This window comes from Egibacter rhizosphaerae, from assembly GCF_004322855.1.
GTDB classification, from domain to species: domain Bacteria; phylum Actinomycetota; class Nitriliruptoria; order Euzebyales; family Egibacteraceae; genus Egibacter; species Egibacter rhizosphaerae.
In genome coordinates this window covers 2,280,816-2,293,292 of sequence record NZ_CP036402.1, presented here as the reverse complement: position 1 = coordinate 2,293,292, position 12,477 = coordinate 2,280,816, and the positions used below count along the sequence as shown (strand labels likewise).

General features: G+C 71.0%; 12 protein-coding genes and 1 pseudogene. 5 read left to right on the top strand and 8 right to left on the bottom strand.

The window, feature by feature from the left end; translation table 11 throughout:
• Nucleotides 1-185 precede the first annotated feature (185 nt).
• On the bottom strand, nucleotides 186-2,072 hold the full coding sequence (locus tag ER308_RS10640; RefSeq protein ID WP_131154968.1) for a diguanylate cyclase domain-containing protein: 1,887 nt from the start codon (nucleotides 2,070-2,072) through the stop codon (nucleotides 186-188).
• On the opposite strand from ER308_RS10640, the pseudogene bluB reads away from it, so the two are divergent.
• A pseudogene (bluB, locus tag ER308_RS10635) lies at nucleotides 2,013-2,598 on the top strand (5,6-dimethylbenzimidazole synthase). The gene ER308_RS10640 and the pseudogene bluB overlap by 60 nt on opposite strands.
• A 108-nt stretch (nucleotides 2,599-2,706) precedes the next feature.
• Here bluB and ER308_RS10630 read toward each other — a convergent pair.
• Entirely contained in the window at nucleotides 2,707-3,405 is a 699-nt protein-coding gene (locus ER308_RS10630) for a GAF and ANTAR domain-containing protein (RefSeq protein ID WP_131154967.1), read from the bottom strand.
• Nucleotides 3,406-3,633: 228 nt separating this feature from the next.
• Here ER308_RS10630 and ER308_RS10625 point away from each other — a divergent pair, with 228 nt between their 5' ends.
• Nucleotides 3,634-4,170 (top strand): DUF1697 domain-containing protein, encoded by a 537-nt coding sequence (locus ER308_RS10625; RefSeq protein ID WP_131154966.1) that lies wholly within the window; start codon nucleotides 3,634-3,636, stop codon nucleotides 4,168-4,170.
• Nucleotides 4,171-4,305: 135 nt separating this feature from the next.
• Here ER308_RS10625 and ER308_RS10620 read toward each other — a convergent pair whose 3' ends face one another.
• The gene (locus ER308_RS10620) at nucleotides 4,306-4,806 is read right to left on the bottom strand and encodes a cupin domain-containing protein (RefSeq protein ID WP_131154965.1); all 501 of its coding nucleotides are present in this window, start codon (nucleotides 4,804-4,806) and stop codon (nucleotides 4,306-4,308) included.
• 151 nt (nucleotides 4,807-4,957) lie between these two features.
• On the opposite strand from ER308_RS10620, the gene ER308_RS10615 reads away from it, so the two are divergent.
• Nucleotides 4,958-6,148, top strand: a complete 1,191-nt coding sequence (locus tag ER308_RS10615) for a helix-turn-helix transcriptional regulator (protein ID WP_131154964.1) — start codon at nucleotides 4,958-4,960, stop codon at nucleotides 6,146-6,148.
• Between the two features lie 66 nt (nucleotides 6,149-6,214).
• Nucleotides 6,215-6,877, top strand: coding sequence for a hypothetical protein (locus ER308_RS10610; protein ID WP_131154963.1), 663 nt, complete (start codon nucleotides 6,215-6,217; stop codon nucleotides 6,875-6,877).
• Nucleotides 6,878-6,891: 14 nt separating this feature from the next.
• Here ER308_RS10610 and ER308_RS10605 read toward each other — a convergent pair whose 3' ends face one another.
• Nucleotides 6,892-7,605 carry a hypothetical protein gene (locus ER308_RS10605; protein ID WP_131154962.1) on the bottom strand — a complete coding sequence of 238 codons (714 nt, stop codon included), beginning with the start codon at nucleotides 7,603-7,605 and terminating at the stop codon, nucleotides 6,892-6,894.
• Between the two features lie 232 nt (nucleotides 7,606-7,837).
• Between ER308_RS10605 and ER308_RS10600 the strand changes: the two genes are divergently transcribed.
• The gene (locus ER308_RS10600; protein ID WP_131154961.1) at nucleotides 7,838-8,821 is read left to right on the top strand and encodes an NAD-dependent epimerase/dehydratase family protein; all 984 of its coding nucleotides are present in this window, start codon (nucleotides 7,838-7,840) and stop codon (nucleotides 8,819-8,821) included.
• Nucleotides 8,822-8,827: 6 nt separating this feature from the next.
• On the opposite strand, the gene ER308_RS10595 is transcribed toward ER308_RS10600, so the two are convergent.
• The 4 genes from ER308_RS10595 to ER308_RS10580 all read right to left on the bottom strand — a co-directional run bounded on the left by ER308_RS10595 (nucleotide 8,828) and on the right by ER308_RS10580 (nucleotide 12,394).
• Nucleotides 8,828-9,559 carry an ABC transporter permease gene (locus tag ER308_RS10595; RefSeq protein WP_131154960.1) on the bottom strand — a complete coding sequence of 244 codons (732 nt, stop codon included), beginning with the start codon at nucleotides 9,557-9,559 and terminating at the stop codon, nucleotides 8,828-8,830.
• Entirely contained in the window at nucleotides 9,556-10,476 is a 921-nt protein-coding gene (locus ER308_RS10590) for an ABC transporter ATP-binding protein (protein WP_131154959.1), read from the bottom strand. Before ER308_RS10590 ends, ER308_RS10595 begins: the two co-directional genes overlap by 4 nt.
• Before the next feature lie 105 nt (nucleotides 10,477-10,581).
• Entirely contained in the window at nucleotides 10,582-11,259 is a 678-nt protein-coding gene (locus tag ER308_RS10585; RefSeq protein ID WP_131154958.1) for a response regulator, read from the bottom strand.
• Nucleotides 11,252-12,394, bottom strand: coding sequence for a sensor histidine kinase (locus ER308_RS10580; RefSeq protein WP_131154957.1), 1,143 nt, complete (start codon nucleotides 12,392-12,394; stop codon nucleotides 11,252-11,254). Before ER308_RS10580 ends, ER308_RS10585 begins: the two co-directional genes overlap by 8 nt.
• Between the last annotated feature and the right edge of the window lie 83 nt (nucleotides 12,395-12,477).

Below are 12,477 nucleotides of genomic sequence, written 5' to 3'. Positions count from 1 at the left end.
GAGCTCGTGTGCCCTGGCAGGGCCTGGCCCAGCACGTCTGAGGAGCTGCGGCTCTTCCCGCCTCGGAGCGGGCCCGCGTCAGCGCGCACCGGCACCTACCTCACCTATCGCCCGGACCCGCAGAGCGACCCCCAAATGGGAGGTGTGAGGTCCTGCCCCAACCGCCTGCGTCCACGCGCCGCGGGTCAGGCTTCCTGCGGTCCCGCCGCGGGACGGCCGACCGCGGCGGGCCCCACCGGCACCGCGTCGTCGGGATCAGGGGGGCCAGCCTGTGCGTCCACCGGAGAGGGCCGAGCGTCCATGCGCCGGGTCGCGACCCGGTCGCGCCCCGCCGCCTTGGCGTCGTAGAGCGCTTGGTCGGCGAGGTCGACGAGGTGTGACGGGTCGACGCTCGCGTGGGGGGCGCCGGCGGCGACGCCGACGCTCGGGGTGAGCCGCCCGCCGATCGGCGAGGTCGCGTGTGGGACCGCCGCCTCGTCGAGGTAGCGACGGAACCGCTCGCAGACCGCCCGCGCCCCGCGGGTTGCCGTGTTGGCGAGCACGGCGGTGAACTCCTCGCCGCCGTACCGGCACGCGAGGTCGTCGGGGCCGGCGATCGCGCGGGCGAGACACTCGGCCACCACGCGCAGGGCCTCGTCCCCGGCGAGGTGGCCGTAGTGATCGTTGTACGGCTTGAACGCGTCGACGTCGACCATCAGCACGGCGAGCTCACGCCCGGTCTCGAGGTGCTCGCGCCACTGCTCGTCGAGGTGCTCGGCGAACGCGGTGCGGTTCGCGAGCTGGGTTAGGCCGTCGCGCATCGCCGAGCGCTGCAGCTCGCCGACGGCACGCTGCAGCTCGCGCTCGGCCCGCCGGCGCGTCACGACCTCTGCCTGGAGTTCCCGGGTGCGGCGCTCGACGACCTGCTCGAGGTAGCGTGCGTGCTGGAGGAGTTCCTCGCCGGTGAACACCCCGTCGATGGCGCGGCTCAGCTCGGTGCGCATGAGGGCGGCGACGCGGGCCGACCCGGTCGACTGCTCGAACAGCAGGTACCCCAGCGGGCGATCGAGCACGGCGAGCGGCTGGAGCACGAGCATTCCGCCTTCCAGCTCGTCGGCGAGGTCCGGCGGGAGCAGTTCGTGGGAGGCGATCGGCTCGGTCGGGGCCCCGTGGCGCTCGCCGTTCCGGTAGGCGAGGACGACGCGCGCGCGGTCGGTCTCCACGCGCGTCGGACCGTCGTCGCCGTCGGGATCGAAGCGGCGCTCGTACAGGCCGAGGTAGCAGCGGATGATGCCGAGGCGGTGCAGGTGGGCGCTGACCGCGTCGACGATCTCGTCGACGGTCCAGCAGTAGTTGAGGGCGCTGCTGAGGGCCAGACTCGCGTCGCGTGCGGCGAGCTGCTCCTTGTCGCTCTTGGCGATGGCGATCGCTTCGTCGAGGTCGGTGACCGGCGGTTCGCCCTTCGGCCGTGTCGACCCGCGGACGACGACGCGCGAGGTCACGGCGACCTCGCGGGCGATCGGGCCGTCGCGGATCTGCTCGAGCATGAGCTCGGCAGCGACACGACCCTGCTCGCCGAAGCTCTGGTCGACGGTGGTCAGACCCGGCCACTGGGTCGCGATGAGGTCGTTGTCGTAGCCGGTGACGGCGACGTCCTCCGGGACCCGCAACCCCGCATCGTTGAGGGCGGCGATCGCGCTCACCGCCGACATGTCGTTGAGCGCGACGACGGCGTCGAAGTCCCGGCGGCGCTCGAGCAGCTCCCACATCGCGGTGTACGTCGGCTCCGGCGTGAACCACCCGGTGATCACGAGGTCCTCGTCGACGGGCATGCCGCGGCGGGCGAGTCCGTCGCGGTAGTGGCGCTCGCGGGCGATCGAGTCGGGGTGGTGGGGGATGCCACGGACGAGCGCGGGGCGGCGGGCGTCGCGCTCGTCGAGCAGATGGGCGAGCAGCGGGCGCATGCCGGCGGCGTTGTCGCCCCACACGCACGCGGCATCACGCCGGCGGAGGCCATCCGCCGGCGGCGCGACGTGCGCGCGGAGTTCACCGGCAAGGAGGTCGACGAGGCGACGCTCACCCGCGTGCTCCATGCCGCGCACGCAGCGCCCAGCGTGGGGATGAGCCAGCCGTGGGACTTCGTGCTCGTGCGCGATCGCGGCACGCGCGAGGCGTTCTGGGATACACGTGCAGCACGAGCGCGCTGCCTTCGCCGAGCAGCTCGAGGGGGAGCGGGCTGCGACGTTCGCTCGTATCAAGGTCGAGGGGATCCTGGACGCCTCGTTGGGACTGGTGGTCACCTACGACCCCGACCGGGGGACCCCCGCCGTGCTGGGCCGCCACGCGATCGCCGACGCCGGCGTCTACTCGGTTTGCCTGGCGATCGAGAACCTCTGGTTGACCGCCACCGCCGAGGGGCTCGGGGTCGGTTGGGTGTCGTTCTACCGGGAGGAGTTCCTCCGCGATCTGCTGGGCATCCCGGCGTCGATCCGGCCGGTGGCGTGGCTGTGCCTCGGCCCGGTGACCACGTGGCAGGAGACCCCCGATCTCGAGCGGCACGGCTGGCGTGCGCGCCGGCCACTGCAGGAGGCACTACACCACGAGCACTGGGGCGGCTGAACAGGCTCGTCGGGCCCTTGGCGGAGCCGAACTCCTGAGCCCGCCGTGAGCCCCAGTTCCGCGAGCACCCGCCGATCGGACGGCGGCGGGGTAGCCGCCCGGCTACGGTCAGAGGTCGAGGTCGCCGCCGACGACTTCGTCGGCGACCTCGTGGATGCGGCGTCGGTGCGAGCGCGCGTAAGAACGCAGGCGCTCGAACGCTTGAGCGGTCGAGAGATCGTGGCGTTGCGCGAGCATGCCGTTCGCGCGCTCGATGACCACGCGGCTGTCGAGCGCCTGCTGGAGCTGCTCGGCGAGCGTGCGATGCTCATCGAGCTTGCGGGCGTTGAGAACGTAGCCGGTGGCCATGTCAGCCAGGAGCTGGCCCATCTCGGCCTCGTCGCCGGTCCACTCGTGAGGCCGCTGGCGGTAGAGGTTCACCGCGCCGACGCGGTGGCCGGCGACCTCCATGGGCAGGCCCGCGACCGCGACCATCCCGTGCCCGAGTGCCTCTGCGCGGTAGTCGGGCCAGCGCTGCTCGTGCTGCAAGTCATTGACGAACACTGCGTGGCCGGTCCGGTAGGCCTGGTGGCAGGGTCCTTGACCGCTGGCGATCTGGGTTGCCTCGACGTGGACGACGTCCTCATCCGTGGCCGCCACGAACCGTAGGCGCTCGTCTTCTGCCAGCGACACCGCCGCGGCATCAACGGCCAGCAGCTCGACGCACTGGTCGGTGAGTCGGTACAGCACCTCCCCTACCGAGTACTCGTCGAGGATGGTCCGCGCGTAGTCAGCGAACGCGCGACGAAGCACGCTGGGGTCGATCATGGTGCTGCCCTTTCCCGGGGTCGCGCCGCGGCTGGGCGAAGCGGCGGCGGAACACCATGGCGAGAAGTGTCCAGCCCCATCCCGACCACCGGCCCGGGCGGGAAACCCCGCGCGGTCGCGCGCGAGCTAGCACCTCACTTCGCAACCGATCACCTTAGCGGACAGCCCGCATCGCGGAAGCCCCTGCGCGCCGCAGGCGCCCGTGAACCGGGTTAACCTTGCAAGGATATGACCCGTCACGTCGCGCTACTTCGAGGGATCGGGCCGTCGGATCCGAACATGCGCAACGATCGGCTGCGTGCCGTCTGTGAGGATCTCGGGCTCGACAACGTGGTAACGGTCCAGTCCAGCGGCAACATCGTCTTTGATGTGGGAGATTCCGAGCGGGCCGATCTCGAAGGCCAGTTGGAGGCGGCGTGGCGGGAAAGCCTGGGCTTCGAGAGCACCACGATCGTGCGCACCTGTGATGAACTTGCCGCACTCACCGATCTCGCTCCGTTCGGTGACCGGCAGCACGGCAGGGAGTCGTATCTGCTCGTCACGTTCGTCAAGAACCACATCGAGCCGACCTTCTCGATGCCGCACACTCCGGCAGGTACAGCGTGCACCATGCTTGGCGGGACAGGCCGCGAACTCTTCACCGTCACGGACGCGACCAAGGCGGGCTCGCCGAACACGATGAGCTGGCTGGAGGGTGAATTCGGCAAGGCCATCACGTCGCGGACGTGGCTCACGGTCCAACGGATCCTCGGCAGGTGTCGCTGACGACACGGAGCGCCGGTTCGACTTGAACCTCGTTGCTTAGGCCAAGTGCTCCTCGGGGGTGGTGGCGGTCGACTCGCGGGTGGCCAGCCTGCGGCCGCTCACGATGAGGGTGATCAGGATCCGTTCCCCGGCTCATCACGACTCCGGGGAGACGAGATCGATACCGTGCTGGGCGAACACCTTGGTGATGCGTTCGAGGTCGGGCTCCACCTCGGGCGGGTCCGGCAAGCGCAGTTCGTCCGTGCGCTCGCCGAGGGCCTCGACCATGGCCTCGAACGCGGGGCCCGTGTGGATGTTGAACATCCGTGCCGGCCCGTCGTCGGTGACCCTGAAGGTGTGGGGACGCCGGCGCGGTAGCCACGCCATTCCGCCTCGGGTGAAAGTCTGCTCGCGGCCGTTGCACCAGAAGCTCACCTCGCCATCGAGGACGTAGAACAGTTCGTCCTCCTCGCGATGGCTGTGCGGCGGCAGCGCGAATCCGGGGGGAAGCTCGAACTCGGCGATCGTCATGCGTCCGCCGGTGGCGTCTCCTCCGACCTTGATGGTGGTGAGCGTGCCCAGCATCCACCAGTGGTGCCCTCCGCCAGGGGCCACCAGACGCAGGGTCGCGCCTCCGTCGGTCATGATGTCGCTCATCTCGGTCTCCTGTCCGCTCGACTCGGGGCCGGTCTCCGCGTTCTCGCGTAGGACGGCTCGTTGGTGACGAACCGAGCGAGCCACACCTGCGTCCAGCCGTCACTCCCCCGTTGCGGTGGCGATCCGTCGTCGCACCCCCCAGAACGCGGGGGTGGCCGATCTCGGGCAGAGGTTTAGGCTCAGGACGAGCCGCAAGTCAGCGAGCCACGACCGATCGGGCTGCGCGATGGCTGCACGCACGACCTCGTTCGCCGCCCGCGATCGCGTGCGCAACGAGATCGGCGAGGTGTGCCGCAGCGGGACGGGGCCGGGGCCGCTGCTGCACGGGGTGCTGGACCGCCTGCGCACCCAGGTCGGCTTCGACGCCGTGTTCATTTCCGCCACCGACCCCTCCACGATGCTGTTCTCTCAGGCGGGGATCGTGGAGGGCATCCCGTCGGCGATGTGCGCGCCGTGGCTGGACAACGAATTCGCCGCCGACGACTTCAACAAGTACGCCGATCTGCACCGCACGCACAGCGGCCCCTCGACGCTGCAGCGCGCGACGTTCGGACGGCCCGCCCGCAGCGCCCGCCACCGTGAGCTCAACACCGCCTACGGGTTCGGTCCCGAGCTGCGAGCCACGTTCAGCGTCGACGGGGAGTGCTGGGGTGCGCTCAACCTGCTGCGCGCCGAGAACGCGGCCGACTTCGATGATGCCGACCTTGACCTCGTCGGCTCGGTCTCCGAGTTCGTCGCCAAGGGCTTGCGACGGATCGTGCTCGCCGTCGACGTCGACGGCGAACCCCACGCTGAGCCCGGCGTGATCCTGCTCGACGGCGACGGCTCGGTGGTGTCCATGACCGAGCACGCCGCGCTCTACCTTGCGGAACTTGCCCACCCCGAGGTCCAACAAGCCGGCATGACACTGCCGGGAGAGGCTTACGTCGTCGGTGCGCGAGCGCGAGCGCGGGCTTCAGGAGTTCCCGGCCCCTCGCCCGTGGCGCGCACGCGGGCACGCAATGGACAATGGTTGACGCTGCGTGCCGACTGCTCGCGGAACGTCTCGGGAGCGGTCGTGTCGACCGCGATCGTGATCGAACCGTCCCGAACGAGCGAGATGCTCCCGCTGTTCGTCGCCGCCCACGGTCTCAGCTCGCGCGAGCAAGCCGTCCTCGCCGAACTCGTGAAGGGTGCGACGACGGCCGAGACGGCCACCGCGCTGCACATCTCTCCCCACACGGTTCGTGACCACGTGAAGTCCCTCCACGAGAAGGTGGGCGTCCGCTCGCGAGCCGAGCTCATCAGCCAGCTCTACCGCCTGCACTACGCTCCGGGCTTCGAAGTGCAGCACCACATCTGACGGCGATCGGGCCCCGCTTGGGAACCCTGATACACGAAGCGTCCGCGGATTGCCGGGATGCGGGGCATGCGCGAGAAGGTTACGCCCAGCGATCACACCACCGACCGGAGCTGGTACCGGTGGCGGGCGATGAGGTTCGTGCTCCTCGTTGCGGTCGGGGTGATCGTGCTGCTGGTCGCGTTCCCGCGCGCAGGGAACGACGGCGAGCCCCCCTCACAGCCGGAGGGTGGAGGGCCGGCCGAGGCAGGCCAGGACACGCTCGACTGGTCGGAGGAACTCGACCACATCGAGGTGACCGCGCGGGACTTTCGCGCCGACTGGAACCGCCTGGTCGATGAGCTCGACTTCGGTCACGAGCTCCAGCCGTTCGCGTTCGACCACGAGCGCCGCCGCATGGGAGTGGAGGCCCAACGCTTCCCCGACGGCTCCGAGCTGGAGGTGGTCGAGCATCCCGACGGGTACGTCTCGCGCATGGAGCTGCGCGGTGAGCCCACCGACGTGGACGAGGCCGCAGACTACGTCGCGATGGTCTACGCGCTGATCCATGCGACCAGTGGCATGGGCACCGACGAGGTCAGGGCGTTCGCCGGGGCCGAGTTGGGCCTCGACGAGACACTCGACGCGACCAACCACTCCGAGCAGGGTGACCTCGGGGGCGTCGCGTACGAGGCCGACGCCTTCCAGGGACAGTGGCTCGTGTGGGCCGGGAGCGCCCACGACGCGAGATAGCGAGGCTCACGGTTTCAGCCGACGAGACCGACGAGCGCGAAGCCCAATGCGCCCACGGCAACGAGGGCAGCGATCCCGGCGCGCAGGAGCAACGCAGCGCCCTGCGCGGAGGGATCCTTGCCGGCCAGCGACACCTTCCCCGCGATGGTCGGCTCGCCACCCTGCTGAGTGACCGTTCCAGCGACGTAGAGCCGGTCGCCGACGAAGGCCGCGTGCTCCTCCACCCAACTGCGCTGATCGCCGCTGCCACTGACGCTGAGGCCGCCGACGTTGACGTTCAAGCCTCCGCTGCCCTGACTGGCGGTGCGCATCATCGGGAGATGGTCGATGTCGATGTCCCCGTCCGGTTGGACCGAGATCCTGGGCGCGCCCTCGTCGCCGGCGAGCACGAGAGGTATCCCGACCTGGCCGAGGTCGTGGCTGCGACGCCGCCGTTGAGAGCGCGAGCCCGAACCCGCCGAGGTTGACGCGCCGCCTTGGCGGCGCTCCTCGACGACCTCCTTGGCCGAGAAGAAGGCGCCGGTCCGCTCACTCCAGGGAGACGTGACCTCCTCGCCAGCGGCGGTGCCGGTGACGACGGCCTCTCCCTCATGGTCGACCGCCTGCTCCGGCGCCAGGACCGGCAGTGCCATCAGCCGGGCTCGCTTGCGGAGCCACAGGACGGCGAATACGAGCGCCACGACGCCGATCGCACCGACGATCGCGGCTGCAACAGGATCGATGTCCATCTCGCCCACCACACTCCGTCCGGGACCCCGGGACGTGGAAAGCGAGACGCGCTCCCCGACAGGAGGTCCGCCACAACGCTGTCAGAAACGTCAGCTTGCGGGCGGTGGCCGCGCAAGTCAAGAACCGCGCCCGAAGCGGTAGAGCCGACAGCCGCATGGATAGGACGGGCAGGACCCGCATGGGGTGGCGTAGACTCACGGCTCCCCACACATCGCACAAGGGAGCCAAGCAGTGCGGGTGCTCGTGACCGGTAGCAGCGGCCACCTCGGCGAAGCGCTGGTCCGAACCCTGCGGGGACGGGGCGACGACGTCGTCGGTATCGACGTCACGCCCTCGCCGTCCACGACGGTCGTCGGCTCGATCACCGACGCCGGGACGGTGCGCGAAGCCGTCGCGGGGGCCGAGGCGGTGCTCCACCCGGCGACGCGACACAAGCCGCACGTCGCGACGCACGGTCGCCAGGACTTCGTCGACGTCAACGTCACCGGGACGCTCACGCTGCTGGAGGCCGCGGTCGACGCCGGTGTGGGGGCGTTCGTGCTGACGAGCACCACGAGCACGTTCGGCCGGGCCATGACGCCACCCGCGGGAGCGCCTGCCGCATGGATCACTGAGGACACCGTGCCGCAGCCGCGCAACATCTACGGCGCGACCAAGCTCGCCGCCGAGCACGTCGCCGAGGTGGTGCACCAACGTGACGGGTTGCCGGTGTTGGTCCTGCGAACCTCGAGATTCTTCCCCGAGCCCGACGACCGCGCCGACGTGCGGGCGGCCTTCGAGGACGAGAACGTGAAGGCCAACGAGCTGCTGCACCGTCGGGTCGACATCGCTGACGTCGTCTCCGCGCACCTGCGGGCGCTCGAGCGGGCCGCGAGCATCGGCTTCGGGCGCTACGTGGTCAGTGCGACCACTCCCTTCGCAGCTGCGGATCTCAGGGAGCTGGGCGTTGATCCCGCGCGAGTTGTGGCCCGCCACTACCCGGACCAGCCGGAGTTGTACGCCGCGGGGGGATGGCGCCTGCCGGAGGCCATCGACCGTGTCTACAGCAACGAGCGCGCCCGCCGCGACCTCGGCTGGAACCCCGAGTACGGGTTCGAGCAGGTGCTCGAGAGCCTGCGCTCGGGGAGCGACTGGCGCAGCGCCCTCACCCACGCCGTTGGCGTCAAGGGCTATCACCGCGACGCGTTCCCCGACGGCTTGTACCCGGTCGAGTGAGCGCGATTACTCGCGACGGAGGCGGCGCTCGGCCAGCGCGCCGGCCACCACGGCGAGTGCGGCGAGGGCGGCGAGGGCGACACCGTCGACCCCGTGCCCGTGCCAGGGGGCGCTGATGGCGTCGACCAGCGGTCCCATCGGGGTGAGCTCGACGAGGCGGTTGACGGCCTCGGGGAGCAGGGCGGGCGGAGGGCCGCCGCCGGCGACGAAGAAGAGGCCGAAGAACAGGAGGAGGCCGAGGCCCTGCGCGGCCCGGGCGGTGGGCAGGACCGAACCGAGCAACAGCCCGATCGCGGCGAACGCCAACGTGCCGGCGACGAAGCCGAGGGCCACGCCGGGCACCGATGCGGGCGCGGTGAGGTCGTACCCGGCGAACCCGATCGCGACCATGGCGGCGACGCCGACGGCGACGAGCGCGGCCATGACGATCAGTTGCGCCGCCATGACCACGAGCGGCGACAGCCCCGACGCCCGGAAACGTCGCAGCACCCCGGTCTGGCGATACATCGCCAGGTGCGTCGGGATCCCGAGCAACCCCATCACCGCGACCGTGGCCGCCGTGTACACGGGCACGTAGAAGTCGGTTCCGCCGACCCCGCCGAAATCGGGATCGGGATCGTTGCCGAAGGAGCCGACGAGCAGGACCATCAGCACGACCGGGAACAGCAGGCTGACCAGCAGCGTGAGCGGTTCACGGGTCAGCAGCTTGAGCTCGGTCCACACCACCTGAGCGGTCACGCGGTCACCTCCGTGGTGAGGCTCCGCCCGGTCCGGGCGAGGAAGACGTCCTCGAGGCTCGGATGGTGGGTGCGGAAGTCCGGGGGGAAGATCCCGTGCTCGGCCAGCGCCGCGGCCAGGCGAACCGGTGTCGCTGGGTCGCCCGCGACCGTGATCTCCCCGTCCGCGACGGCGAACGAGGTGACGCCGGGCAGCGCCCGCAGGAACGCCACCTCCCGGCCGTCCGCCGAGAACGTGACGTGAACGTCCCCGCCCGACCCGGCGGTGAGCGCGGCCGGCGTGTCCAGCGCCACGACACGTCCGTCGTCGACGATGGCGACCCGGTCGCAGAGGGCTTCGGCCTCCTCCATGAAGTGGGTCACGAGCACGATGGTCGCGCCGCGGTCGCGCACGCCCCGGACCAGCTCCCAGGTGGCGCGTCGAGCGGCCGGATCGAGCGCGGCGGTCAGCTCGTCGAGGAACACCACCTCCGGGCTGCCGAGCAGCGCCAGCGCGAGGAACAGGCGCTGCCGCTGGCCCCCCGACAGCACCGCGTAGGGCCGACGGCGCAGCCGCGTGAGATCCCATTCCTCGAGGGTCCGGTCGACGTCGACCGGGCGGTCCTGCAGTCGCGCGAAGAAGCGGACGGCCTCGCCCACGCGCAGGCGGTCGGGCAGCGCCGCCGATTGCAGCTGCGCGCCGATGTGACGCCGCAGGCGATCGGGGTGCCGCGCCGGGTCGAGGCCGAGCACCTCGACGCTCCCGCCGTCGCGGGATCGCAGGCCCTGCAGGCACTCCACGGTCGTGGTCTTGCCCGCGCCATTGGGTCCGAGCAGCCCGAAGACCTCTCCCCGCTCGACCGTGAAGCTCACGTCGCGGACCGCGGGGACGTCCCCGTAAGCCCGCCGGAGCCCGTCACTGCGAATGATCGTGTCCATGCGCGGCACGCTACGGGCCCGCGGATCGCGCCACGTCCGCGCAACGGGCGATCTTCGGGGTCCTCCGAAAGCAGTACGGCGGGGGTCCGGTACGCCGAACGGGGGTCAGGCGCCGGGGGCGAGCCAGCCGGCCCGGTAGGCCAGGGAGGCCGCCTGCACGCGGCTGGTGACCCCCAGCTTGGTGAGCACGCGGGAGACGTGGGTCTTGGCGGTCAACTCCGAGATCGTGAGCCGAGCGGCGATCTCGCGGTTGGAGCAGCCCAGCGCCACGAGACGCAGGACCTCGCCCTCGCGGTCGGTCAGCACCCCGAGTTGCGCGGCGTCGGGACGGTCACGGTGCGGGCGGGCGGCCAGGAGGTGGTCGAGGAGCCGTCGCGTCGTGCCGGGGGAGATGGTCGCACCGCCCGCAGCCGCCGAACGGAGCGCGTCGACGAGTTGCGCCGGCGGGGTGTCCTTGACGAGGAATCCTGCCGCGCCGGCCTCCAGAGCCTCGAAAACGTTCTCGTCGCTGTCGAACGTGGTGACGATGAGCACCTCGGGGGGTTCGTCCAGCGTGCGGATCCGCCGCGTGGCGTCGATGCCGTTGGTGCCGGGCATGCGGATGTCCATCAGGACCACGTCGCACCGGTTGGCCGTGACGGCCGTCACGGCCGCATCGCCCGTCGCGGCTTCGGCGACCACTTCGATGCCCGGCTCGGCGTCCAAGAGCGCCCGGAAGCCGGCTCGGACGAGCTCCTGATCGTCGACGATCGCCACGCGCAGCGGCGAGGCCTGCTCAGGCACCGGCCGTCTCCTCGATGGGAAAGCGGGCGGACACGGTGAAGCTGCGCTCGTCCGTGCTCGTCGTGAGGGAGCCCGCGTACAAGGCGACACGCTCGGACATCCCACGCAAGCCGTGCCCGTGCACCGGGGGTTCCGTGCGACGCCCGGCCGGGAGGCCGTTGGACACCTCCACGTCCAGGTGCGCGGGGGCGTACGTCGTCGTAACCGTCGCGCGGCTGCTGGGGGCGTGCTTGACGACGTTGGTCAACGCCTCCTGGATCACGCGGTAGACGGCGAGCTCCAGTCCTACGGGAAGCCGACGGGCGGCTCCCTGTGTCACCAGCGCGACGTGGATCCCAGCACGCTGCGCACTGTCGACCAGGGTGGGCAGGTCCGCCAGCGTGGGCTGGGGCTCGGGCACCGGCGCGTCGGGGGCGTCGTCCCGCAGCACCGTCAGCATGCGGCGCATCTCGGCCAGCGCCTCGCGTCCCGTGTGCTCGATCACCTCGAGCGACTGCGCTGCCTGCGCCGGACGCTGCCCGACGATGTGCGCGCCCACGCCCGCCTGGACGGTGATCACGCTCATCGCGTGGGCGACCACGTCGTGCAATTCTCGGGCGATCCGGGCCCGTTCGTCGGCCACGGCGCGTTCGGTGAGCTGCTGACGTGCCTGCTCGAGCTCCAGCGTTCGGGCCTCCAGCGTGGCGGCCCGTGCCCGCCGGTCCGCGATCAGCACACCCAGCGCCCACACCGCCACGAAGAACACGCCGACGAAGGTCAGCTCGAGCAGGTCACCGCCCCACAGCAGGGTGCCACCGGACACCATCCACACGGGCGCGGCCAGCCCGGCCGCACGGACCCGCAAAGGCCGGTCCCAGGCGCCCAGCGCGTACATCGCGACGACGGTGGGCAGCGACTGCAGCTCGTGGATCGGGTAGCCGAGCTCGACCCAGGCGGGGTAGGCGATCGAGCACAGCGCCACCACCGCGAGCGGGTTCCGGCGGATCGCCAACAACGGCAGCGTGTTGGCGCCGACCATGAGAAGTTCACCCGGCAGCCGCGTGGGCTCGAAGCCTTCCAGCAGCCAACCCGAACCCGCGAAGACCACCGCGAGAACCGCGGTCAGGGCCCCCACCCTCGGGTTCGAAGCGAACATGAGGTGGTGACGTTACACCCCGACCGCGGTGTGCGGGCACCCCCACCCGGACGTGCGCGAGCGCGTGCGGACGGACGGCCGGG